The sequence below is a fragment of the Ruegeria sp. YTSC325 genome, from assembly GCF_059609525.1.
This window is the reverse complement of the sequence record NZ_JBXWLY010000002.1, coordinates 268,243-292,251: the sequence shown is the minus strand read 5'-3', so window position 1 is coordinate 292,251 and position 24,009 is coordinate 268,243. Positions and strand designations below refer to the sequence as shown.

25 protein-coding genes and 1 tRNA gene are annotated in these 24,009 nt (G+C 56.6%); 12 read left to right on the top strand and 14 right to left on the bottom strand.

All coding sequences use genetic code 11. The features are described 5' to 3' along the window. Positions 1-4: 4 nt before the first annotated feature. Both rpoH and AC2FF7_RS04240 read right to left on the bottom strand, forming a co-directional pair. Positions 5-901 carry an RNA polymerase sigma factor RpoH gene (gene rpoH / locus AC2FF7_RS04245; protein ID WP_170750687.1) on the bottom strand — a complete coding sequence of 299 codons (897 nt, stop codon included), beginning with the start codon at positions 899-901 and terminating at the stop codon, positions 5-7. Positions 902-1,047: 146 nt separating this feature from the next. After that, positions 1,048-2,082, bottom strand: a complete 1,035-nt coding sequence (locus AC2FF7_RS04240; RefSeq protein WP_170750685.1) for an RluA family pseudouridine synthase — start codon at positions 2,080-2,082, stop codon at positions 1,048-1,050. On the opposite strand from AC2FF7_RS04240, the gene AC2FF7_RS04235 reads away from it, so the two are divergent. Beyond that, on the top strand, positions 2,081-2,383 hold the full coding sequence (locus AC2FF7_RS04235; RefSeq protein ID WP_170352830.1) for a DUF6476 family protein: 303 nt from the start codon (positions 2,081-2,083) through the stop codon (positions 2,381-2,383). The two genes, AC2FF7_RS04240 and AC2FF7_RS04235, sit on opposite strands and share 2 nt — an antisense overlap. A 7-nt stretch (positions 2,384-2,390) precedes the next feature. Here the strand turns inward: AC2FF7_RS04235 and AC2FF7_RS04230 are convergent, their stop codons facing one another. The 6 genes from AC2FF7_RS04230 to AC2FF7_RS04205 form a co-directional block, all read right to left on the bottom strand. Then, complete coding sequence (locus AC2FF7_RS04230) at positions 2,391-3,374, bottom strand: hypothetical protein (protein ID WP_496905239.1); 984 nt, start codon at positions 3,372-3,374, stop codon at positions 2,391-2,393. 31 nt (positions 3,375-3,405) lie between these two features. Continuing rightward, positions 3,406-4,404: a glycosyltransferase family 2 protein gene (locus tag AC2FF7_RS04225; RefSeq protein ID WP_496905238.1), complete on the bottom strand. Its 999-nt coding sequence runs from the start codon at positions 4,402-4,404 to the stop codon at positions 3,406-3,408. Between the two features lie 104 nt (positions 4,405-4,508). Continuing rightward, positions 4,509-6,515: a tetratricopeptide repeat protein gene (locus tag AC2FF7_RS04220; protein WP_480867361.1), complete on the bottom strand. Its 2,007-nt coding sequence runs from the start codon at positions 6,513-6,515 to the stop codon at positions 4,509-4,511. Then, on the bottom strand, positions 6,512-7,453 hold the full coding sequence (locus tag AC2FF7_RS04215; RefSeq protein ID WP_496905237.1) for a hypothetical protein: 942 nt from the start codon (positions 7,451-7,453) through the stop codon (positions 6,512-6,514). The genes AC2FF7_RS04220 and AC2FF7_RS04215 overlap by 4 nt, the downstream gene beginning before the upstream one ends. 5 nt (positions 7,454-7,458) lie before the next feature. After that, the gene (locus AC2FF7_RS04210) at positions 7,459-8,442 is read right to left on the bottom strand and encodes a glycosyltransferase family 2 protein (RefSeq protein ID WP_496905236.1); all 984 of its coding nucleotides are present in this window, start codon (positions 8,440-8,442) and stop codon (positions 7,459-7,461) included. A 151-nt stretch (positions 8,443-8,593) separates the two neighbouring features. Further along, positions 8,594-8,680 (bottom strand) — tRNA-Leu (locus AC2FF7_RS04205). A gap of 146 nt (positions 8,681-8,826) precedes the next feature. Between AC2FF7_RS04205 and AC2FF7_RS04200 the strand changes: the two genes are divergently transcribed. Further along, on the top strand, positions 8,827-9,486 hold the full coding sequence (locus AC2FF7_RS04200; protein WP_496905235.1) for a DsbA family oxidoreductase: 660 nt from the start codon (positions 8,827-8,829) through the stop codon (positions 9,484-9,486). A gap of 39 nt (positions 9,487-9,525) precedes the next feature. Next, positions 9,526-10,188: a lipoyl(octanoyl) transferase LipB gene (lipB, locus tag AC2FF7_RS04195; RefSeq protein ID WP_480867357.1), complete on the top strand. Its 663-nt coding sequence runs from the start codon at positions 9,526-9,528 to the stop codon at positions 10,186-10,188. Positions 10,189-10,526: 338 nt separating this feature from the next. On the opposite strand, the gene AC2FF7_RS04190 is transcribed toward lipB, so the two are convergent. Further along, positions 10,527-10,949 (bottom strand): HIT family protein, encoded by a 423-nt coding sequence (locus tag AC2FF7_RS04190; RefSeq protein ID WP_480867355.1) that lies wholly within the window; start codon positions 10,947-10,949, stop codon positions 10,527-10,529. Between the two features lie 288 nt (positions 10,950-11,237). Between AC2FF7_RS04190 and ctaD the strand changes: the two genes are divergently transcribed. From ctaD to AC2FF7_RS04175, 3 genes are all read left to right on the top strand, one after another. Further along, positions 11,238-12,896 (top strand): cytochrome c oxidase subunit I, encoded by a 1,659-nt coding sequence (gene ctaD, locus AC2FF7_RS04185; protein WP_170352822.1) that lies wholly within the window; start codon positions 11,238-11,240, stop codon positions 12,894-12,896. 141 nt (positions 12,897-13,037) lie between these two features. Then, positions 13,038-13,637 (top strand): 2-hydroxychromene-2-carboxylate isomerase, encoded by a 600-nt coding sequence (locus AC2FF7_RS04180; protein WP_480867354.1) that lies wholly within the window; start codon positions 13,038-13,040, stop codon positions 13,635-13,637. A 44-nt stretch (positions 13,638-13,681) separates the two neighbouring features. Beyond that, the gene (locus AC2FF7_RS04175; protein ID WP_170352820.1) at positions 13,682-14,173 is read left to right on the top strand and encodes a DUF2244 domain-containing protein; all 492 of its coding nucleotides are present in this window, start codon (positions 13,682-13,684) and stop codon (positions 14,171-14,173) included. 24 nt (positions 14,174-14,197) lie between these two features. On the opposite strand, the gene AC2FF7_RS04170 is transcribed toward AC2FF7_RS04175, so the two are convergent. Further along, positions 14,198-14,683, bottom strand: a complete 486-nt coding sequence (locus tag AC2FF7_RS04170; protein ID WP_170352819.1) for a GatB/YqeY domain-containing protein — start codon at positions 14,681-14,683, stop codon at positions 14,198-14,200. A 183-nt stretch (positions 14,684-14,866) separates the two neighbouring features. Between AC2FF7_RS04170 and carA the strand changes: the two genes are divergently transcribed. Together carA and AC2FF7_RS04160 are read left to right on the top strand one after the other, a co-directional pair. Beyond that, positions 14,867-16,033 (top strand): glutamine-hydrolyzing carbamoyl-phosphate synthase small subunit, encoded by a 1,167-nt coding sequence (carA, locus tag AC2FF7_RS04165; RefSeq protein ID WP_170352818.1) that lies wholly within the window; start codon positions 14,867-14,869, stop codon positions 16,031-16,033. 80 nt (positions 16,034-16,113) lie between these two features. Further along, positions 16,114-17,988 carry a glycosyltransferase gene (locus tag AC2FF7_RS04160; RefSeq protein ID WP_496905234.1) on the top strand — a complete coding sequence of 625 codons (1,875 nt, stop codon included), beginning with the start codon at positions 16,114-16,116 and terminating at the stop codon, positions 17,986-17,988. 3 nt (positions 17,989-17,991) lie between these two features. On the opposite strand, the gene AC2FF7_RS04155 is transcribed toward AC2FF7_RS04160, so the two are convergent. Then, on the bottom strand, positions 17,992-18,639 hold the full coding sequence (locus AC2FF7_RS04155) for a GntR family transcriptional regulator (RefSeq protein WP_170352816.1): 648 nt from the start codon (positions 18,637-18,639) through the stop codon (positions 17,992-17,994). Positions 18,640-18,740: 101 nt separating this feature from the next. Here AC2FF7_RS04155 and AC2FF7_RS04150 point away from each other — a divergent pair, with 101 nt between their 5' ends. The 3 genes from AC2FF7_RS04150 (at position 18,741) to AC2FF7_RS04140 (ending at position 20,991) form a co-directional block, all read left to right on the top strand. Next, entirely contained in the window at positions 18,741-19,385 is a 645-nt protein-coding gene (locus tag AC2FF7_RS04150) for a pyrimidine 5'-nucleotidase (protein WP_480867575.1), read from the top strand. Positions 19,386-19,472: 87 nt separating this feature from the next. Next, positions 19,473-19,721 (top strand): hypothetical protein, encoded by a 249-nt coding sequence (locus AC2FF7_RS04145; RefSeq protein ID WP_496905233.1) that lies wholly within the window; start codon positions 19,473-19,475, stop codon positions 19,719-19,721. Positions 19,722-19,794: 73 nt separating this feature from the next. Next, complete coding sequence (locus AC2FF7_RS04140) at positions 19,795-20,991, top strand: UbiH/UbiF family hydroxylase (protein WP_496905232.1); 1,197 nt, start codon at positions 19,795-19,797, stop codon at positions 20,989-20,991. Positions 20,992-20,998: 7 nt separating this feature from the next. Here the strand turns inward: AC2FF7_RS04140 and AC2FF7_RS04135 are convergent, their stop codons facing one another. Beyond that, the gene (locus tag AC2FF7_RS04135) at positions 20,999-22,126 is read right to left on the bottom strand and encodes an aminotransferase class V-fold PLP-dependent enzyme (protein ID WP_496905231.1); all 1,128 of its coding nucleotides are present in this window, start codon (positions 22,124-22,126) and stop codon (positions 20,999-21,001) included. Between the two features lie 230 nt (positions 22,127-22,356). On the opposite strand from AC2FF7_RS04135, the gene hutC reads away from it, so the two are divergent. Beyond that, positions 22,357-23,058 (top strand): histidine utilization transcriptional repressor HutC, encoded by a 702-nt coding sequence (gene hutC / locus AC2FF7_RS04130; RefSeq protein ID WP_170352811.1) that lies wholly within the window; start codon positions 22,357-22,359, stop codon positions 23,056-23,058. Here hutC and AC2FF7_RS04125 read toward each other — a convergent pair whose 3' ends face one another. After that, the gene (locus tag AC2FF7_RS04125) at positions 23,059-23,517 is read right to left on the bottom strand and encodes an Lrp/AsnC family transcriptional regulator (protein WP_170352810.1); all 459 of its coding nucleotides are present in this window, start codon (positions 23,515-23,517) and stop codon (positions 23,059-23,061) included. It lies immediately after the preceding gene. After that, a complete protein-coding gene (locus AC2FF7_RS04120) occupies positions 23,514-23,969 on the bottom strand; it encodes an Lrp/AsnC family transcriptional regulator (RefSeq protein ID WP_170352809.1) in 456 nt (151 codons plus the stop codon). The genes AC2FF7_RS04125 and AC2FF7_RS04120 overlap by 4 nt, the downstream gene beginning before the upstream one ends. Between the last annotated feature and the right edge of the window lie 40 nt (positions 23,970-24,009).

Below are 24,009 nucleotides of genomic sequence, written 5' to 3'. Positions count from 1 at the left end.
CTGATTACATCTGGCCCAGCATTCCCTTCTCACGCGCGAGATCGCGCATTTTCTTTTGCAGCTTTTCGAACGCTCGTACTTCGATCTGACGAATGCGTTCGCGGCTGACGTTATACTGCGTGCTCAGTTCTTCCAGCGTCACAGGCTGATCCATCAGGCGGCGCTGAGTCAGAATGTCCTTCTCGCGGTCGTTCAGAACCTCCAGCGCGGCCGCCAGCAGTTCACGCCGAGCGTCCAGCTCGTCGCGCGCCTCATAGTCGCCTGCCTGATCAGCGTCTTCATCCTCAAGCCAGTCCTGCCACTGCATGGTGCCTTCGCCTTCGGAACCGACGGTCGCGTTAAGCGAGGCATCGCCACCGGACATCCGGCGGTTCATGCTGATGACTTCTTCTTCGGTCACACCAAGATCATTGGCGATCTGAGCGACATTCTCGGGGCGCAAGTCACCCTCTTCCAACGCGCCGATACGCGCCTTGGCCTTGCGCAGGTTGAAAAACAGCTTTTTCTGCGCCGAGGTCGTGCCCAGTTTCACCAGCGACCAAGACCGCAAGATGTATTCCTGAATCGAGGCGCGAATCCACCACATCGCATAGGTCGCCAGACGGAACCCTTTTTCCGGGTCGAACCGTTTGACGGCCTGCATCAGGCCGACATTGGCCTCGGAAATCACCTCGGCCTGCGGCAGACCATAGCCGCGATAGCCCATGGCGATCTTGGCCGCCAGACGCAGGTGCGACGTGACCATTTTATGAGCCGATTCAGTATCTTGCTCTTCAACCCAGCGCTTGGCGAGCATGTACTCTTCTTCTGGCTCAAGCAGGGGAAACTTGCGAATTTCCTGCATATAGCGGTTCAGTCCGCCTTCCGGCGTCGGCGCGGGGAGATTTGCGTAATTTGCCATAATTCATGTCCCTCCGACAAATGTTTAAGTTGTTAACATAGGATATGGGAGGTCATCCCCATCCGTTCAAGAGGTACCGTTAACAGTTTGGGATTAACGATTGATAAAGGAAAGATAAGAACGTGTTACTCACAAGTGTTTGCGCATTATGACAATGGCTTGCGCAGCTGTTCAATCAGATTTTCCATATCGGCGGGCAGATCCGCTTCAAACCGCAGGTTTTCGCCCGAAACCGGGTGTTCGAAACCCAAAACAGCGGCGTGCAGCGCTTGACGTGGGAATGCACGAACAAGCTCTGCGGTTTCCATGCTGAACGCCTTAGCGGCCAGTTTTCGCTTACCGCCATAGACCGGATCGCCAACCAGACCGTGGCCCGCATGGGCCATGTGCACGCGAATCTGGTGCGTACGACCCGTTTCCAACCAGCACTCAATCAACGCCAAACCCGCCGGAGTGCCAAAAGTTTCAACCAGCCGCGCCCGCGTCACCGCATGGCGGCCTCCGTGGAACAGCACGGCCTGTTTCTGACGGTCGGTTTTGTGTCGCGCCAGTTGCGTGGTCAGACGCATGACATTGCCGGGCTCAAAACTCACGCCCTTTACGCCACGCAAGCGCGGGTCGTTTGCGTCGGGTACACCGTAACACACCGCACGATAATAACGCTCGACGCTGTGGGCTTCGAACTGGGTCGCCAACCCATGATGTGCAGCATCCGATTTAGCAACAACCAGCAAGCCGCTGGTTTCCTTATCTATCCGGTGTACGATCCCCGGGCGCTTTACCCCGCCGACACCGGACAAGTCATCGCCACAATGATGCAGCAGCGCATTGACCAAAGTTCCGCTGGGCGATCCCGGGGCCGGATGCACCACCATGCCTGCGGGCTTGTTCACAACAATCAAATCGGCGTCTTCGTAAACGACATCCAGCGGGATATCCTCGGGGCCGATATGGCTGTCTTCGGCTTCGGCTACTGTGATCACCACAACCGCCTCGGCGGACACCTTGGCCTTGGGGTCGCGCACCTCGGACCCGTTGATCAGGACAGCGCCCTCTTCGATCAATTTGCCCAAACGGGTGCGAGACAGGTTTTCCTCGGGTGGAACATCACGCGAAAGCGCCTTATCAAGACGAGGCGGCGGATCGTCCGCGATGTGAAATTCAATCTGGCGAGTGCCCATGACTGTCCCTTCCGAACCTCAAGAACCGCTGGAAACGCCGCAGATTCGACTGCTGCGGCGGATGGTCATGCTGCTGACCGCGGTGATGATTGGCGGCGTTCTAGTGACATTCGCACTGATTGTCATCCGGCTAACGGACAGAACCCCCACCCTTCCTGACGAGATCGCCTTGCCCGATGGTGCCAAGGCCCAAGCTTTGACAATCGGCAGCAACTGGTACGCCGTCGTTACAAATGACAACCGCATTCTGATTTTTGACAAGACGACCGGACGCCAGCGTCAGGAAATCAAGCTAGATTAGGTCGCGATCAGCTCTCCAGCGCCATTCGAAAGACGATTTCGGACGCTTTGCTGAACGCCTGATATTCCTGCGGAGTGTCCCGGCGGAACTCAAGTTCGCTCGCGTTGAGCTGTTTCGGCGCGAACACCTGCGACGCATCCGGAAAGAACTCCTGCTGAAACGCAACATCCTGCTTTGACATAAGGGTATCCAACCATTCCCGTTCGTCCGGCTCCAAAACGTCGTGGCGGCGCACCATAACGGGGTCTTCGGATATCAATCGTCTGAGCTGGCGACTTTTCTTGCGCCCCAGCGCCCGCGTGACGACCCCAAAGGCTTCGCTGGCGGCGCGCGATTGCGACGGGTTGGATGGTGACCCTGTAACATATCCTTCTGGCAATGGCGTTCCAATCCGCGACAGAAAATCGTCCACGACATGGCCATTGGTCATCTGTTCGCGCTCATACACCGAGGGAACAATCGTCACGCCAGGAAACGCCTTTCGGATTTGCTCAACCCGTGACGTGAAGCTAAAGGCTGCAGGGTCCGCTTCAATTCGGGACAATTGGGAACGGATGTAATCAGTACCGACAACGGGTAAGCGTCCGTTCTTGGCGCGTTGTTTGTAATCGGCCTCAAAAAAATCCGAGTACCGACGGCAGTAAAATGCAATTCGCAGGGCGCGCGCCGGAATTTCCGCAAAGACCTGCGCCAGCTTCTCGAAATCGCAGGAATAGAACATCTCAGATGACACAACACAGGTTTGCCCTGAATGCGCATCAAATTCCGAGGTCATCCCTGCCCGGAAAGGATCCATTGGCTGATCGCTTTGGTTCATGTGGAACGCGATGATGTTATGGCTGATCGCAAGTCGAGGATTACCGTCCAGCCTGCGTCGGCCGGTTTCCATGTAACGCAAGCCGATCTGATCAAGAACGGGCTGGTTGCCGCGCAAGAACCCCTGCAGCGCTGTTGTTCCGGTCTTGGGCATACCCAAATGCAGCCACAGCATCATATGTCTCCGACGTCAGGATACAACTGCATCACGAGGCCGTATTCTCGGCCGAAACAGACGTCATTTGCTGCATCAACTCTTGCATTTCAGGCTGCTCGCGTAGCTGCGCGATCTGCTGCCTGTGGAGATCACAAGACATGTGGTGCAATCGCGCGATTTCCGGGTCAGCCAGCATCTCGTAATACAGCGCGCGCTTACGCTCCAGAACAGCGTCAATGGATGTGCAGGTCGTCGCGTTCTGGTTCATCATGTTCCAATATTCCAGACCCAGACTCTCGCCCAAGTGGTGCGCCCGTCCGCGCATCTTTTTGACCAGATAACTTTCACAGGATTTAAGGGCATAATGGTTGAGTTGAACATATTCATACCCAACCGACGCGCGTGTCGACCGCCAGCTTTTGTCATAGTAATGCTCGGGCATTTTCTGGCCAGAACCGTTGTACCAGTGACACTCTTCCATCGTTTCGACGGTCGCGCGTTTCGGCCGGTGGACGCCCAGCGCGTCCCATAGCCCGCGCTGGAACATCGTCTTGAAGCCCCATGCCTGTGGCGGGCGAATAATCCTTTCGGGCGCGGCTTTGCGGAACTGGTCGGATAGGAACCGATCCTCATATCGGACAATTCCCGCATTTCCGAACAACCGCCACGTCATCGAAATCGTTTTGGCATCCGGAATAGCCTGTGTCAGCGCACGCAGAGTGTTGTCGCCCGTCTTGACGTTGATATGTTCATCCGCGTCGATCACGATCACCCAGTCCTGCGGGCGCGCAATCTCCATCTTAAGAAACGCGTTATAAGCGCGCTTTTGCGGGCTTGTCCGGCGACGAGAGTTGTTGTCGACATGGGTCACCACACCCATCTCATCAAGCCTCTGTAACAAAGCATCTGTACCGTCGGTGCAATCATTGGTCATCACGACCATCTGATCAACGCCAATCGCCCGATTATGCGCCACCCATTCCAGCACGAAGGGCCCCTCGTTTTTCATGGGGGTGATGCTGATAAACCGTGATTTTTCGTCGCTCATTCCTGGGTGCCCCAATCGCCCTGTCGATACCTTGTTCTGGCTGAACATATCATTTTTGATCTTTCAAACTTCCTACGTTCAATTCCGAATGTAACCAAGCAAAATCAAGATGCTCCTCCTCCTGCGCGCTGCAGTTGGTTGGAAAAGCGTTGATATGTCGGACACAAGTCTTTCGCAGCCCGCAAATAAAGCCGGGCCGCTTTCCTGTCGCCCCTTTGCAGAAGAATGCGCCCGGCTTCGCCCTGAATAGCTGCCGTGTTCTTGTCCATGCCCGCGGCTTGAATAATCTGCTTGTGCCCCTGTTCTGTTGCACCAATCCGTTGAAGGCAGCGCCCCATCGCAAAGACAAGAAATGGGTTACCTGGATCACAAGCTAGTGCATCTGCCATTGCGAGACGTGCGTTGGTCGCGTCTCCTTCGGCTTCAAAGAGCCCGGCCAGTCGTTTGTGATACAAAGGGTTCTCGGGCGCTTCGGCAACAACGCGACGCATCAAGTCGACCGCTTTGGTTGCCGTGATTTCCCCTGTATGCACGCTCAGCACGGTTTGAAAGCTCTGCACTCGGACATCTGTGTTCGGAAAATCCGTCATGCGGGCAAGACCATCCACAAGGCGCTGCAACCGCGGTGTGCTGCTGAACAATCTACGGGCTTTCTGGTCCAGCGACAAATCCCACCAGTCCATAAGCAGAAAATCGAAGTTACATGGCAGCCGTACAAGGACTTTTCGTTGTGCAACGTGAGCGTTGAAGTTGAACCATGGCCTGCGAATAACCTTCTGCAACTCCCAATCGGTCGGAGGGAACAGCCGAAGTGAAATGTGATCCCGATACACCACCCTCGACCCAAACACCAAAACGTCGGGCCGGATCGGCTTTGCCCAAAATCCCTGGCTGAACGCTTGCGCCGCCTGCCAGCGCTTGCGTTTTTCGCCCAACGCAGCAGCCTTAAGAGCGCACAGAACGGCATGGTCTTCAGGCCACACATTTGGATCCTGCAAGACAGCGTCCACAAGCCCTAAAGCGGCATCCCACTGTCCTTGGTAGAACAGGTTCAGGGCCTGCAAAAGCGGTAGGAATGCGTTATCGGCGCCTGCGTGTAACAGCTTATCACCCAAGCTGGACGCCTCTTCGGTACGATCTTCGGCATTCAGGCGATTAAAGTGGAATAACACTTTGGAATAGATATGCGCCGCCTCGGACGGGTTCAAAAACTTATCCAAGGGGCCGTTCAATCGGGTGATCGCAGCCTCATAGGCTTCGGATATCTCGTCCTCGGTCAGGACGTCGCGAAACACTTTGCGCTGTCGCCCTGAAATGCGCGCGGCCGCCATTGAGAAGGCGCTGATTACGGGTGCGACCACCTGATCTGCGCGCGACATCGTGTAAAGCTCTAGAAAGTCGCGCTGTGCCCGTGTCATGCCCGAGACGTCCGCGATATCCGACATTTGCAACAGGTTCGGAAACCGCCTTTGAAACCGCGTGATCAGTTCTGGCTGGTCCGAGAACATGATCGCCCCACGACCAGCCGCTTTTTCAAGATGCGCCTCGTAGAACTCCTCAGGTTCGATCTTGGCAGGCCAGGTCGTGTGCTTCCACGGTAGGCCATTCAGGATATCACCACGCCGGATATGATAGGCTGAAACCCCCTGCCCCGATAACCGCTCATCTGCGCGGTTCATAATCAAACGGAGTTCATCCGTGAAGCCAATCCGGTGAATGAAGTCACGATAGCGAGGGCGGATCGCTTCGATATCCTCCCACGGGAAGGCGAGCACCTCAAACCCTTCTTCCACAAGCACCGAGCGGCCTGCGTCGAGATGCGCGATCAACTTGTCCGGGGTTGCATCGCCTTGAAATGCCCAGATCGGTTTGGCGTCTTTGCTCAGCGCGTCAAAGTCGTCGGCGTTTGCAAAATGAACATCCATCCATTCTTGCGTGAACAGCTCGTGCGGGTAGTCCAACTCTGGCGCGTCCGCCCCCTGCGGGAACCAGTTGACACGGTAGTCGGTACCATAATCCTCGGCCAGGCGGATACAGGTCAGCATCATCAGTAAGCGCGCACCCATACGGTCGCGGCGCTGACCGATGAAGACACCACGCGCAGCGCTCATGATGCGTCGTCTGCCGCAGCCATTGCAGCCCGGCGCAACCTGCGAAACCGCTGACGCGCTTGCCGAACCAACATGTCATGACGGTCGCCTGCCATACCCTCGATGCCCCGCATAAACATCGGAAGCCTGCGACGCGCGCGCATCATCTTGTAAAAAGCCGCGGGCTCTAACGATCCATCCATCGCCCCCAGCATAACAGGTTTCAGGATGTCCAGCTTGCGCAACATCGGCGCGGCAAAATGGTTTGAAAACCAGGTTTTTAATAGAAAAACATTGTCGCCCTGCAGCCGTTCGACCTGCCGTCGGTCAAGGTCAAAGAACGGATCATAGAAAACGTAAGCCCGACCTGCATTTACCACCGTTTGCGCAGCATCCCCCAGTGGCAAATCCCAATCCTGAACCTGACCAAACCGGTATCGGGTTTCCCAAGGCACAAGACGTTCATCCAACGAGGTCTGAGGATTGAAGGCAATAACCGTCGCACCGGGTACCAGTGCGGAAAAGGTCAGCGCCCCGAACCCGCCCATTGACGCCCCGGCAAATACAACCTTGTCGAACCTGTCAAAGAACCCCTCGGCCGCCCTACCCTGAAAATATGAGATGATTTCAGGATCGCGGTACCACGCCTTAGAGCGCGCAAAGACACCCATATGCGACCACCCTTCATCCCGGAAGAACTTCCAACCCCAGGGTTCGCGCGCAAAAGACAGGTCGTTGGCGTTAGCGATATTGTCAAAGCTGATCACCAGTTGTGACGCCGAACGTTGGTGAAACAAGATCGAATGACGGTCGAGTTTCTGCAAGAACCCCGTTCCGTCGCCACCCGGGTAAAGCTCGACAAACCACGGTGGCGGCGGATCTGTAAGGATCCGCTCGTACCCCGTCTTACGCTCGGGACGCTCGGGTTGAAGCTGTTCTTTTGAAAGATCGTCCGCCATGGCTATCAGATCAGGTTCTCAGCCAGCCAGCCGCGAAACTCGACCCAGTCGGGGCGCAGCTTGATTTCCGCGATCTTGGCCCGATGCCAGTCGCAGGCCTGTTGGTGCAGCCTGTTCAATTCAGGATCCGCTTTCAGTTGTTCAAGAACCGGAGCAGCCTTGCGAGCGGCAGGCAGGATCGATTGGTCGACCTCTTTATTGGCATTCATGTCCGTCCAATAGGATTGCCCTTGGTCCACGCGGATATGGTTGGTTCTTCCCCGATCACGCTTGATCAGGAACCCGTCCAAAGACCGAACCGAATAATGGTGCAAACGCCCAAGCGAATGGTCAAACCCCCGCCAGGCCCGCCACCCCACCTTATCTGCTGGAAACAGTTTGCCGCCAGCATCCGACCACGCAATGTCGGCCGCGGCTTCGTCTTCGAATCCTTTTGGGCGGTGCGGCCCGAAACGCGTGAATTTTCCATTGTTTCGAAACAGGGTTTTCAAGCCATACGCCCGACCCGAATGGTACGGATAAGGCTGATCTGCCATCGAGAACGCCTCGGTCACCGGTTTATCTTCGAAACTGATATTGCCTGAACTGCCGAATAGCTTCCAGGCAAACGAAATAGCATCGACAGGCTGACCAGCCCGGTCCTCAACTTCGGCGATCAAAGCCCCGAATCCATTGTCACCGCATCTGATGTTCCAGAACTCGTCCACGTCGAGGCATAACAGCCAATCAGCCTCTTTGACTTTGGGTTGCCGCCGTGCACGTCGCAACATCTGATGCTGAGGGTTACCGCCTTCTTTCACCTCGTTGGGAACGTGTGTGGCAATGCCCAGATCCTCAAGCCTGCGCGCGATGTCGTCCGTGCCATCTTCACAGGCGTTGGTGAAGATCACAAAGTGTTCCACCCCAAGGGATTTATGGAAGGCCACCCACTCTAACATATAGGCGCCTTCGTTTTTCATAGTCGTGAAGACGGTAATGGCCTGAGACATCTGCACCTTTCCCGAATGGTCTTGCCTCCGACTCATACACATCCCTAACCGCACGGGCGAGACAGGAAATAGAGGTTTGCACAGTCCGGTCCGAACTGGTGCATCTCTACACAAGATTTCCTTAAGAAACGACTGACATCTGAGTGGGAGATGGTGCGGTCGAGAAGACTCGAACTTCCACGGGTGTTACCCCACAGCGACCTCAACGCTGCGCGTCTACCAATTCCGCCACGACCGCACTGTATGTGACTTGGTAGAGGGGCGTATAGACGGTGCGGAACGGGATGTGAAGACTCAAAAACACGCCGGATTGAATTCCTTTTTTCTGCTCATATCTGTACCGGTGAATTCTTTGCTTACCGCCCTGAACAGGAGCCCTCCGACATGACCACACCAGACCCACGCCCCGTCATTCAGGTGGATATCGTATCAGATGTGGTCTGCCCATGGTGCATCGTGGGATTTCGGCAATTGGACATCGCGTTGCAACAGGAAAACGTTCTGGCACGCCTCCGGTGGCACCCGTTCGAATTAAACCCGAATATGCCACCCGAGGGCCAAAACCTGCGGGAGCACATAACCGAGAAATACGGCTCGACGGCGGAACAAAGCCAACAGGCCCGCGAGCGCTTGGTTCAAATCGGCGGCGAACTTGGCTTTACCTTTAACTTCAACGACGACAGCCGGATCGTTAACACATTCGCAGCTCACCAACTCTTGGGTTGGGCTGAGTCACAGGGCAAACAACACCCGCTGAAACTAACGCTGTTCAAAACTTATTTCACGGATGGCCTGGATGTATCAGACACCGAGGTACTGCTGAATGCGGTGCAAGCTGCAGGGTTGGATCGTGACGCAGCACAGGCAGCGCTTGAATCGGGTGCGCATGTAGGGCCGGTACGCGAAAAGCAGCAGTTTTGGACCAGCCGTGGAATCTCGGGCGTGCCATCCATGGTCTTTGGGGGCAAATACTTGCTAACAGGCGCTCAGGGCTCCGAGACCTATTCCCAAGTCCTACAGCGGTGCCTGACCGAGGCCGCCTGACCTCTTTTCAACGCTTCGTCTGCGGGGTATGAGGCCCTCATGGAATGGAAGATCACAGACGGTTTGACCGACTATGACGAGGCTTTGTCCTTTATGGAAAAGCGCGTTGCGGCTATCGCAGCCGGCGACGCGGATGAGTGTATCTGGCTTCTGGAACACCCGCCGCTTTACACGGCTGGCACCTCGGCCAAAGCAAGTGATCTGACCGATCCCGACCGGTTCCCTGTCTACGAGGCAAAGCGGGGCGGCGAATATACCTATCATGGCCCTGGCCAACGGGTTGCTTATGTGATGCTTGACCTGAACAAGCGCGGCAAGGACGTGCGGCGCTTTGTAAAGCAGCTTGAGGAATGGGTTATCGCGTCCTTGGCCGAGTTTAATGTCACCGGGGAAATCCGAGACGGGCGTGTTGGTGTCTGGGTGCGTCGGGATGACAAACCGCTGACCCCGACTGGTCAACCTGCCGAAGATAAGGTTGCCGCCATTGGGTTGCGCCTGCGCAAATGGGTTAGCTTTCACGGTATTTCGATTAACGTCGAACCCGACCTCGAACACTTCTCAGGCATCGTTCCCTGCGGCATCAGTGAACACGGCGTCACCTCGCTGGTCGATCTAGGGCTGCCCGTTACAACGGCTGACGTGGACATTGCGCTGCAAAAAACCTTTGCTCGCGTGTTCGAGACGATCGCGCCAATCCCATAGAGACGCGAATCGCGCAACACTCGGGAAGATCACGAACAATTCGTTTTGTGACAGCGTCACTGTTTCCAAAAGAGGTTTGATCTTTAGGGCGTAGCCCGGTGCAAAAGCTAAAATTTACCCAAAAACCACTCAAATGAATACACGAGACCGTTTCAAGAGTAAGATGTATTCACCGTTCTAGAGTGAGTGGTGTGTTAACCGGTCAGCACCGGAAGCCCCCAGTGCATCGGAAAAGTTCTTGGTAACGAGTCTGCCGTTCCGACCCCAAATCGGAACGGCAATTCTATTCCAGCGACGGTTTTGTTCTACGGTCAGACGCTTGCAGTTGCTCGGTCGATTTATTGACCCAATGCGGCTTTGATCTTTTCGGCATGCTGAGCGATCAGATCGAAATCCCCCATTTTTCCCGGCGCACGCAACGGCAAGGCTTCGTGACGTGGCAGAACGTGGAAATGCAGGTGAAAGACTTCCTGCCCTCCGGCGGCTTCGTTGAACTGCTGTACGGTGACGCCATCAGCCTCAAATGCGTTCATCACAGCTTTCGATAGCTTTTGAACTGTTGCGATGACTGCCGCCAGCTGCTGAGGCGTCGCGTCAAGAAGATTGCGGCACGGAGTTTTTGGGATCACCAGCAAATGCCCGTCAGACCGAGGCATAATATCCATGAACGCCAAACTCTCGTCATCCTCGTACACACGTGTCGAAGGGATTTCCCCACGCAAGATCTTGGCGAAGATGTTGTCGGTATCGTAAGCGGTCATGTTTGTTCTCCAAGCGCGATATCGACACCAGTTCTGCTGTGCGCCCCAGCGCGGGTCAAGCGACGAATTGAAACCCAAGGCCGAGCCCTTGAAAATCCTGACGTGATACCCAGCTAACAGCTGATTTTGGTCGAAAATAAGCGAGTGGCCCCGCGACCCGCGACAATTATTCTTGATCCAGATCAAACTCGACCATTGAAGGCGCCCCATTCGCAATCTAAAACCAGCAGGAATCCCGCGCGTCGGAGACTTTCGGCTGCGCGGTAGAATTGTAACAGGAGGCACCTAATGGCAGACGCAGCCATTCATGGTCATGATCATGAAGACGAGCGCAGCTTTTTCCAGCGCTGGTTCATGTCGACCAACCACAAGGATATCGGGATTCTTTACCTGATCTTCTCGGCTTTGGCCGGTTTGATTTCGGTTTTGATGACTGTCTATATGCGGCTCGAGCTGATGCACCCCGGTGTGCAGTACATGTGCCTCGAAGGGTTCATGGCTGATCCGTGTACCCCGAATGGTCACCTGTGGAACGTGATGATCACCTACCATGGTGTTCTGATGATGTTCTTCGTAGTCATCCCGGCCCTATTCGGCGGATTTGGCAACTATTTCATGCCGTTGCAGATCGGCGCGCCTGATATGGCGTTCCCGCGGATGAACAACCTGTCCTTCTGGCTGTACGTCGCTGGTACGTCGCTGGGTGTGGCTTCGCTGCTCAGCCCCGGTGGTAACGATCAGCTCGGTTCGGGTGTTGGCTGGGTTCTCTACCCGCCGCTGTCCACGACCGAGGGCGGCATGTCCATGGACCTTGCGATCTTTGCCGTACACGTATCGGGCGCCTCCTCGATCCTCGGCGCGATCAACATGATCACCACCTTCCTGAACATGCGTGCCCCGGGCATGACACTGTTCAAGGTGCCGCTGTTCAGCTGGTCGATCTTCGTCACCTCGTGGCTGATTCTGTTGTCCCTGCCGGTTCTGGCAGGCGCGATCACCATGCTGCTGATGGACCGCAACTTTGGCTTCACCTTCTTTGATCCGGCCGGTGGCGGCGATCCGATCCTGTATCAGCACATTCTGTGGTTCTTCGGCCACCCGGAAGTGTATATCGTGATCCTGCCCGGTTTCGGCATCATCAGCCACGTGATTGCGACCTTCGCACGCAAACCGATCTTCGGCTATCTGCCGATGGTCTGGGCGATTATCGCGATCGGTGTTCTAGGCTTTGTCGTGTGGGCGCACCACATGTACACCGTCGGCATGTCGCTGCGTCAGCAGGCCTACTTCATGTTGGCCACGATGGTCATCGCGGTTCCGACAGGCGTTAAGGTCTTCTCGTGGATTGCGACCATGTGGGGCGGTTCCATCGAGTTCAAGACACCGATGCTGTTCGCGTTTGGCTTCCTGTTCCTGTTCACCGTCGGCGGTGTGACCGGTGTGGTTCTGTCGCAGGCCGGTATCGACCGCGCCTATCACGACACCTACTACGTGGTTGCTCACTTCCACTACGTGATGTCGCTGGGGGCCGTGTTCGCGATCTTTGCAGGCGTGTACTTCTACTTCAGCAAGATGACCGGTCGTCAGTATTCCGAGTTTTGGGGCAAGATCCACTTCTGGATGTTCTTCATCGGCGCTAACCTGACGTTCTTCCCGCAGCACTTCCTGGGTCGTCAGGGCATGCCGCGTCGCTATATCGACTATCCCGAGGCATTCGCCCAGTGGAACTTTGTATCGTCGATTGGTGCGTTCATCTCGTTCGCCTCGTTCCTGCTGTTCTTCGGCATCGTGTTCTACGCCCTGTTCCGTGGCGCTAAGGAAACGCGGAACAACCCGTGGAACGAATATGCGGATACGCTGGAATGGACCCTGCCCACCCCGCCGCCCGAACACACGTTCGAACAGCTGCCGAAGCAGGAAGACTGGGACAAGGGCCACGCCCACTGATCCCATAAAATCTAAAGAAAGCCCCGCCAAATTGGCGGGGCTTTTCATTTTGCATTCCCTTGTTTTCAGAATATTCGCCAGAACCTGCAGGACAGGCTATTCTAGGGGCAACTCCTTATCCAACAGGTCCGGAGGAATCCAATGTCCAAGATTGATTTCTGGTTTTCGATTGGCAGTACATATAGCTTTCTAACCATCATGCGGATGGATGACTGGTGCGTTGAAAACAACACAACAGTCAATTGGCGTCCATTCAATGTACGCGCCATTATGTCCGAACAGAAGAACATCCCGTTCGCCGGGAAACCTGCAAAATCCGCCTATATGTGGCGCGATATCGAGCGTCGTGCAGCCAAGTACCGTTTGCATGCCAACCTGCCCGCGCCCTATCCCGTGTCCGATCTGGCGCTGGCCAATCAGGTTGCGTTGCTGGGAATGCGTGATGGTTGGGGTAAGTCCTTCGCACAGAACATCTACCGTATCTGGTTCGAGGACGGAATCGAAGCTGGCAGCGAAGCCGCAATGACCGAAGCCCTGCACAGATGCCAGCAGGATCCTCGCATCGTTCTGGCCCGTGCGCGCAGTCCGGACATCGTGTCCGCGCTAGAAGTTGAAACGGATCAGGCCCTTCGGCTCGGCATTTTCGGTGCCCCAAGCCTCGTCGTCCGCGGTGAGGTTTTCTGGGGTGATGATCGCCTGGACGACGCTTTGTCATGGGCCCGCGTCGGGCACGTGACCTGAGCATTTTCCGTCGACACCAAAAGCTGCCGCGCTATTTTCGATCTATGCCTTACCAGTGGAATCAAACCTCAAATACCGAACAAGAGCTGCGACTTTGGCCGCATAACTCTTTGCCGCCTCGCTGGGCGATCCGAGTTGTGTTTTCGCTTTTTATATTCGGACTGCTTCCGCTGATGGCTGTGCTTGGTTCAGCGGTGCTGTGGGGCTTGTTGCCGTTCCTATTGGTGACGGTTTTGGGGCTTTGGCTGGCTATTCAGGCGAACTACAGATCTCGCAGTGTGTTCGAAGTATTCACTCTGACGGGAACTCAGGCGCGTCTTGTGCACCACAACCCCCGCACCGGCCAACAGGAATGGGTTTGCAACCGGTATTGGGCCCGGCCAGAGATGCACAAACACGGCGGCCCGGTTCCGAACTACGTAACCCTGACAGGCGACGGTAGAGAAGTGGAAATCGGCGCGTTTCTCTCAGAAGAAGAGCGCATAGCGTTGTACGGTGATCTGACGCAAAAACTGCGCGAACCTGTCGCGCAGTAATTGTTGCTCTTTGCCAGAAAAAGATCAGCAGCCGTTGCTTGATGCCGCACAAAGATGGTCTTTGACCATCGGTCCGACCTTTCCGAAATCCATCTGGCCGGTGTAACGCGTCTTGAGCTCGCCCATCACCTTACCCATGTCCCGGATCGAGCCAGCACCTGTGGTCGTAATGGCCGTCTGAATCGCCTGAGAGACCTCATCATCATCCAACTGCTTGGGTAGGAATTCTTCGATGACTTCAACCTCACGCAGTTCACGTTCAGCCAGGTCTAGCCGCCCACCCTCTTCATAGGCACGGGCGCTTTCCTTGCGCTGCTTGGTCATTTTTCCAAGGATTTCAAGAACCTCGGCATCACCGCAGCCCTTGACCTCTTCGTTGTCCGAGGCGCGCGATGCGATATCGCGGTCCTTGATTGCAGCATTGATCAGCCGCAGCGTCGACAGACGCTCGGCCTCCTTGTCTTTCATTGCTTGCTTCAGGGCAGAGTTCACCCGTGATCGCATATCCATATGATCTGTCCATCCCCATGGAAAAGGAACCCCGACCATATCGAAACAAAAAGCGTGATACAACAGGGGGTGAATATCGCTAAGTTATTGATTTTTATATATAGCCCAAAATTTGAACAGGCTTGACCCAAGCGCTTAACCCTCTTAGGTATGCGCCGGTTTACCTTGCAGGAGAGTCGCGCCATGGCCCAGAACGCCCCGTCCAAGCCCACCGCATGTCTGGCTTTGGCCGACGGAACACTGTTCTACGGGATGGGTTTCGGTGCCACAGGTCAAACCGTGGCTGAGCTGTGCTTTAACACCGCCATGACCGGGTATCAGGAGATTATGACCGACCCATCTTACGCAGGTCAGGTCGTTACCTTCACCTTCCCGCATATCGGCAATGTCGGCGTGAACCCCGAGGATGACGAAACCGGCGATCCTGTCGCCGCTGGCATGGTGGTAAAGTGGGATCCGACCGAACCATCGAACTGGCGTTCGGCGGAAGAGTTGAAGACATGGTTGGCGCGCCGTGGACGCATCGCAATCGGTGGCGTAGATACCCGCCGCCTGACCCGCGCAATCCGGCAGCAAGGCGCCCCTCATGTTGCGTTGGCGCATGATCCCGACGGCAATTTCGATATTGAAGCACTAGTCTCTGCTGCCCGTGGCTTTGCCGGGCTGGAAGGAATGGACCTGGCCAAAGATGTCACCTGCGCCCAAAGCTATCGTTGGGACGAAATGCGTTGGGCTTGGCCCGATGGCTACACACGGCAAGAAGCGCCTGCCCATAAGGTCGTGGCGCTGGATTTTGGTGCCAAGCGCAACATCCTGCGGTGTCTGGCCTCGGCCGGTTGTGACGTGACTGTTTTGCCCGCTACAGCCACTGCTGCCGAAGTACTGGCCCACAATCCTGACGGTGTGTTCCTGTCCAACGGCCCAGGCGACCCGGCAGCGACGGGCGAATATGCTGTACCAATGATCAAAGAGGTTCTGGACACCACAGATCTACCAGTTTTCGGCATATGCCTGGGTCACCAGATGCTGGCCCTCGCACTGGGCGGTGAAACGGTCAAAATGAACCACGGCCACCACGGCGCAAACCACCCGGTCAAGGATTTGGAAACCGGCAAGGTCGAGATTACCTCGATGAACCACGGCTTTGCTGTTGACGCGCAGACACTGCCAGAGGGCGTGGTTGAAACGCATCGCTCGCTGTTCGACGGCTCCAACTGTGGTATCCGCATGACCAACCGGCCTGTCTATTCGGTGCAATACCACCCCGAAGCCTCGCCTGGGCCGCAGGACAGCTTTTACCTGTTCGAGCGCTTCGCCACGGCAATGGCGGACAAAAAAGCGCAGGCATAAGCCTACATTGAACAAGGTTAACCGGTTGTTAACCTTAATAGATGAACCCTGACAACGGTCAAACGTGTCAGGGTTTTTTCATGGTCGTACTGAACCGGCAGCATTTTGCGCGGGCAAGACCGATACCGCCAAAGGTCAGGAAACCCTTGGGCGCCTGCCTGTTGGATCGTGGGTTGATTACCCACAATCAGTTGGAAAAAGCGTTGCACCTTCAGACCCGGCAGAACGCTCCACTGGGCGAAATACTGGTTGGCGAAGGTTGGGTGGACAGGCAGGATGTCCTACATGCACTGGCGGAACAGTCCGGGCTGCAAATCGCGGATTTGGATCTTTTTCCCGCGGAAAGTGACGCGTGCCGCCTGAAACCCGTGGATTTCTGGCTACAGAACAATGTCGTCCCATGGAAACACATTGGTCCGATCCTTTTGATAGCGACATCTCGGCCCGACCATTTTGATACGGTACGCGCTGCATTCAAAAACACAGATTACACCGTAATACCTGTCCTAGCGCCGGCCGAACACATTGACCGGGAAATCGCTCGTGTACATTCAAGCCACCTTGCACACGCCGCAGAGGTTCGTGTCCCCGCTGAACAAAGCTGCCGTTCATGGACGCTAAACGCGCGGATGAGGCCTGTTGTCGGCGTGATCACCATTGCGTTCCTGTTCACAGTCTTCCCCTCTAGTGGATTAGCACTTCTAGTCACCTTAGCGACGCTCTCGCTAATCTTGTTCATGGTGCTTCGCGTCGCGGGATTGATAGCCTTTCTAACGAAACCTCAAAACGACCACGACATTGACGACAAACATACGTCAGTTGGCAAACGGCCGTGCGTCTCGATCCTAGTCCCTCTGTACAAGGAGCGCGAAATCGCTAACGCTCTGATCAGACGGTTGCATCGTCTGACCTATCCCAAAGCGCTGCTGGACGTCATTCTTGTGCTAGAGGAATCCGACGAGGTCACGCGTACTGCGCTTTCCAGTGTCGACCTGCCCAGTTGGATCCGGATAGTTGAAGTCCCCGCATTGAACGGGCTGACGACAAAGCCTCGCGCCATGAACTACGCGCTGGATTTTTGCAGAGGTGATATCTTGGGGGTTTGGGACGCCGAAGATGCACCGCAGCCCGATCAACTTGAACGCGTCGTTTCCACATTCGCGCGCATGGACGAGGACGTAGTCTGCCTTCAGGGCGTACTGGATTATTATAATCCCAGAACAAACTGGCGCTCGCGCTGTTTTACGATCGAGTACAGCAGCTGGTTCCGCGTCATATTGCAAGGAATTGCCCGCATGGGTCTGGTCGTTCCGTTGGGGGGCACAACCTTTTTCTTTCGACGCGACAAGCTGGTCGAACTGGGTGGGTGGGACGCACACAACGTCACCGAGGATGCCGACCTTGGGGTAAGGCTCAGCCGCGCTGGATACCGGACCGAGATGGTCGACACCACCACGTTTGAAGAAGCGAATTTCCGCGCCTGGCCCTGGGTCAAGCAAAGGTCGCGCTGGCTCAAGGGGTTCATGGTCACTTATCTTGTGCACATGCGCGCGCCGTTGCGCCTGCTTAATGATCTGGGGTTAAAACGGTTTCTGGGCGTGCAGGCGTTTTTTCTGGGTACAGTTGGACAGTTTCTACTGGCCCCGGTCCTGTGGTTGTTCTGGCTGACAACCCTTGGTCAGCCCGGCCCGCTGGATCAGATCCTGTCAAACAATGTCATTTTCGGTCTTATTCGTCTTTTCGTCGCCGCCGAGATCACCAATCTGGTCGTCGGCAATCTGGCTGTAGCAGCCAAGGAAAGACGTTTTCTGCTGCCCTGGGTTCCCACCATGCCCTTGTATTTTCCGCTGGGCGTTCTGGCGGCCTACAAAGCCCTGTGGGAGTTGGTCAGCAATCCTTTCTTCTGGGACAAAACACAGCACGGACAGGCCGGAGAAGACGTGAAACTGCCCTGACGCTTAGGCTTCACGCCGAACGGCATCCTGTTTCAGACGAGTCATGAAGGCGACCGAGATATGTTCCTTCAACGCGCGTGCGGCGGCCTCTTCGTCGCGTGCAGCGATAGCCTCGACGATTGCCTTGTGTTCACTTTGGGCAATCTCTCCACGCCCGCGAACAGCCAGCGAGGTCGTTGCCATCAACGCCATAGTGCGATGCACCAGGTCCAACTGCTGCACCAGATAGCGGTTATGCGAGGCCAAATGGATTTGCTCATGAAACCGACGGTTGGCGCGCGACAGCGCGGTGGGGTCATCGACCAGCGCATCATCGGCGGCGACCATATCCTGTAGTACCCGGATTTCCTCTTCGGTCGCATGCTTGGCGGCCAGGCTTGCGGCCAGCCCTTCCAACTCGCGTCGCACCACATAAAGTTCAGCCATCTGGTTATGGTCCAGCGAAGCTACGATCAGCGAACGCCCGTCCCGTTCCAATAGCGATTGCGTCTCTAGCCGCTGCAATGCCTCACGGATGGGGGTGCGCGACACGCCAAACCGTTCGGCAAGCTCGCTTTCCACCAGCCGGTCGCCAGGCTTGTAAACGCCCACATCAATCGCTTCGAGTATCAGGCTATAGGCGTCTTTGGACGGCTGTCTGGATTGTGGCATCGGGTGGTTCATCTCCTGGTTCGAACATGTCTATCCGCCTCCGGCCCTTCGGATCAAGTGCGGCATTGAAAACCAACTCGCCACGCCCTAAACCCAACCCCATGGTCAAACCCGCCTTTTCCCACGTCACCCAATGGGTGTTCGATCTGGACAATACGCTTTACCCGCCTCACATGCGCCTGTTTGATCAGATCGAGGTGCTGATGACCGACTACGTGGTGCAGGCCATCGGCGTCGACCGGGCTGAGGCGGATCGGCTGCGGTCGCACTACTGGCGCGCATACGGCACCACGCTGGCCGGGTTGATGGCCGAGCATGATCTGGACCCCGACCCTTACCTGCACGCGGTTCATCAAGTTGACCTAAGCCATATGGACCCCGACGCCGAGCTGGCTGATCACATTCGGTCCCTGCCCGGCCGCCGGATCGTCTATACCAACGGCAGCGCACCTTATGCCGAGCGCGTTTTGGCAGCGCGCGGCCTCAGCGGATTGTTCGATGCGATCTACGGGGTAGAACATGCGGGCTATCGCCCCAAGCCCGAACAGGCCGCGTTCGAGGCGATCTTTACCAAAGACGGAATCGACGCTCAAAAGGCTGCCATGTTCGAAGATGACCCACGCAATCTGGCCGCTCCGCATGCGATGGGAATGCGCACTGTCCACGTCGCGCCCGAGCCGCACAGGGCCGATCACATCCACCACCACACCGACGACCTGACGTCATTTCTGGCCCGCCTGCGATAGGCTGTCACACTGCGACCATCTGTGTATTTCGCGGGTGCAGCATCGCCCCTATATGCGCCTCAGCGACGAACAGAATCGGAGAAACCCATGAGCGCGATCGAGGCCCCTCGGCGCCTGCCCATCTGGCAGCGCCTGTTGTTTGCAATTCCCCTGTTTGGCTGGATGGCCAAGGACGTCGCCCAGAGCGACGGCGACGATTGGGGTTATACAGCCCTGGCGATCTTCAGCATGTGGGGGTGTTCCATCCTGCTATTCGGCCTGCCGGGTCTCTACATCCCTGCCGTGATGATGGTGCCGGTGATTTTCCTGATCCTCATCCTGATTTCACGCGGGTGACATACGGGACAGGATGTCACTTGGCACGCCGCGTGGAACCGCACTAGGTTCTGCCCAAACGGAGGCCAAGCCCATGACAGATAGCTGTGACATCCTGATTTCCGGCGGCGGAATCGCCGGGTTGACCGCTGCGGCGGCATTCGGAACAGCCGGGTTCGACGTGATCTGCGTCGACCCCACCACTCCGGTGACGGAACGCGATGTGGATGGCTCCGACATGCGGACCACGGCCTTTCTGCAACCGGCGCACGGTCTTTTGGATCAATGCGGGCTTTGGGCGCGGCTGGACGAGCATGCAGCCCCGCTGCAGATCATGCGCATCGTGGACGCGGGCGGAGATTTGCCCGAACCTCGCGTCGTGCGTGATTTCAACGCCGCCGATATCTCCGACCAACCCTTCGGGTGGAACCTGCCCAACTGGTTGCTGCGGCGCGAGATGGTGGCGCGTTTGGCCGAACTGCCCAACGTGGATTTCCGTCCCGGCACTGGCACGGTCAGCCTGTTCACTCGCACCAATGAGGCGCGCGTGGGCCTGAGCGACGGCAGCCGCATCCGATGCAAGCTAGTGGTCGCCGCAGACGGGCGCAGCTCCCCCATGCGCGAGGCGGCGGGGATCGGTGTCCACACCACCCGCTATGGCCAAAAGGCGCTGGCCTTTGCCGTCACGCATCCAGTCCCGCACGAAAATGTCTCGACCGAGATCCACCGCTCGGGCGGGCCGTTCACGCTAGTCCCCCTGCCCGACTGGCAGGGTCAGCCTTCGTCAGCGATTGTGTGGATGGAGCGTGGGCCGCGCGCAGCTGAATTACTGAACTCTGATCCCGACGCGTTCGAGGCGCTGATGACCGAGCGTTCGTGCGGATTGTTCGGGCAGTTGAAACTGGCTTCGCGCCGGACGATCTGGCCGATCATCAGCCAATCGGCCGAGCGTCTGTCGGGCGAACGCATCGCCCTGATGGCCGAGGCCGCCCATGTGGTGCCACCCATCGGCGCGCAAGGATTGAACATGTCACTGGGTGATCTGCGCAGCCTGTTGGATCTCGCGACAGCCCGCCCCGAGGGGCTGGGCGACGCGCAGATGCTGGACGCCTATCACAAGTCCCGCCACGCCGAGATAGAGATGCGTGTTAAAGGCATCGATCTACTTAACCGCGCCTCGATGATCGAGGCACGACCGCTGCGTGATGCGCGGGCGATGGGGTTGAATGCGCTTTATTCCCTGCCGCCGGTGCGCAAGACGCTTATGCAGATGGGCCTGGGTGTGCGCTGATCAGCACCTAGATCACCTGATCCAGCACCCGCTTCAAACGCGCGATCGTGCCATCCACATCATAGAGCTTGTCCAGCCCGAACAAGCCCAGACGGAAAGTACTGAACCCCTCGGGCTCATCACACTGCAGGGGCACGCCCGCCGCAATCTGCATCCCCAAAGCCGCAAATTTCTTGCCGTTCTGCACTTCGGCATCGTCAGTGTAGCTGACAACAACGCCCGGCGCTCCGAACCCATCAACCGCGACCGAGACAATGCCCTTGTCCTTCAGCATCGCCCGAACACCATTTCCTAGTGCCCACTGAGCCTCGCGCAGTTTTTCAAACCCATAGTCGCGGGTCTCGACCATCGTGTCGCGGAATTCCTTCAGCGCATCGGTGGGCATGGTGGCGTGATAGGCGTGCCCGCCCGCCTCATACGCTTGCATGATCTGCCGCCATTTCTTGAGGTCCACGGCAAAACTGTCAGAACTTGTTTCCTCCAGTCGCGCCTCGGCGCGCTCTGACAGCATAACCAGACCGGCACAGGGCGACGCGCTCCATCCTTTTTGCGGAGCCGAGATCAATACATCCACGCCCGTCGCTTTCATATCGACCCAAGCACACCCAGAAGCGATGCAATCAAGCACCATCAAAGCACCGACCTCATGCGCCGCCTCAGCCATGGCCTTCACATAATCGTCCGGCAGAATAACCCCCGCCGAGGTTTCCACATGCGGGGCAAAAACCACATCCGGGCGTTGATCACGAATGGTCGCCACAACCTCGTCTATCGGTGCAGGTGCGAAAGGGGATGGGCTGGAATTCCCGGTTTGCCGCGCCTTGAGCACGGTGGCCGAAGCCGTCAACCCTCCGGCCTCGATGATCTGGCTCCAGCGATACGAGAACCAGCCGTTACGTACGACGACCACATTGGCGTTGCGGGCAAACTGCCGCGCGACAGCCTCCATCCCATAGGTGCCGCCGCCGGGTATGACAGCCACACCATCTGCATTGTAGACGTTCCTCAGCATGTCAGAAATATCCAGCATGACCCGTTGAAACTTAGCCGACATATGGTTCAGCGAACGATCGGTGAATACCACTGAAAACTCTTCAAACCCATCTGGGTCAACTGTGTCCAAAAGCGCTGCCATGAGTGTTCCTTTCAAATAAACCAGCTGACCAACCAGTTGGGCCAGTTCGGATCAGCGGCAATGTAACCTTCAAAATTGACCCAAGGGAACCCAGTAACTTCAACAAAAAATTTACTTTTTTGGGTGGCAATAGATCAATAAATGACGCCAATTAGTGTCACCAGCTCTTTACACTCATACGTGTTTCTGACCAGATACATTCACTTTACGGAAGAAAGGTATTTCCTAACGTGACGGCGCCTAAGCGGATCAGTTTTCAAGTTGTTCGGGACGAGGTGAAGCGGAGGATAGAAACCCGCATCTGGCCGCAGGGAGCGTTGCTGCCCACCGAAACGCAGCTTGCCGAGGAATTCAACTGCGCGCGCGCGACCGTCAACCGCGCGTTGCGAGAACTGGCCGATCAAGGCTTTGTAGAGCGCAAGCGCAAAAGCGGAACGCGGGTTAAGAAAGAACCCAGCAAACATGCCAAACTGGAGTTTTCACTAGCCCGCCAAACGGTCGAAAGACAAAACTCCACTTACAGGTATTCGCTGGTAGAACGAAACGTGGTCGATAGCCCGGGTTGGCTGGCATCGCAAATGAGCGTGGCTCACGATGCACGCGTTCTGCACGTGATCTGTATGCATTACGCCGACAACCGTCCCTTTCAGCTAGAGGAACGCTGGATCAATATCGCCGCGGTACCAGAGGTCGAGTTTGCAGACCTGAATGAGCATGGCCCGCATGAATGGCTGTTGAAGGCCGCCCCGTTTACCGAGGCCGAGGTCGCCTTTTGCGCCGTCTCGGCGGATGGTCGCCTTGCCGAATTCATGGGGACCACGACCGGGGCGTCAATGATACAGCTTGAGCGTACGACATGGCGAGATGGTCAACCGATGACTTTTGCGCGCATGACGCATCATCCCGGCTATTGCATCCGTACCAAATACTGATCAGCCAATCGGACCCGGCAACCTTTCTTCGCTGAGCAGAACGTTGGCCTCGACATCCCCGGCGCCCGGCAGAGTCATGATACGGCGACGCAGCACGCGTTCGAAATCGGCAAGATCGCGCGCGACAACTCGAAGGCGATAGTCGTAAAGCCCCAGCACATGCTCGACCGTTTGCACTTCGGGGATGGCGCTGACGGCACGTTCGAAGTCTTCCAAGCTGATTTGCCCTTTCCGAGCCAGCTTTACCCCAAGAAAAACCGTAACCCCGAACCCAAGGGCTTCGGCGTTCAGGCGTAGCCGACGCCCCTTGATCACACCGGCCTGCTCCAGTCGTCTAATGCGGCGCCACGTCGCTGGCTGAGACAGGCCCAGCTTTCGCCCCAGGGCTCCGGCGCTCTGACCGGCATCCTGCACCAGTGCCCGCAGGATTTTGCGGTCAAGTTCGTCCAGTTCAATCATACCGGCAACACCAGATCACTTTTGACGCGCGCTATATGCATCAGCGCTTCAATATCCGCGATATGCGGCAGCGTCAGAATCTGTTCCCGATAGACCTGCTGGTAATGCGACATGTCCCGCGCCAGAACCGAGAGCCGTACATCAACGCGCCCCAGAAAGGTCTGTATCTCGATGACCTCTGCCACACCTCGAGCTGCCGCAGTGAATTCATCAAAGGCGCGGGATTGCGTCTTGTCCAGAGTAACCCGCAAAGACACTTCAACTGCATATCCAAGCGCGGCCCAGTCGATCACGGCCTCTTGCCCTTGAATTATCCCGGCCTCGTGCATTTTTTCCAGACGTCGCCAGCAGAGGCTGGCGCTGATCCGGCTTCGCTCGGCCAATTCCGAAGTCGCCAGACTGGGGTCCGCCTGCAAATGACGCAGAAGACGCCGGTCAATATCGTCGAGCATGATTTTTTCCATTATCTGACTGAATACGAATAAATTCTCA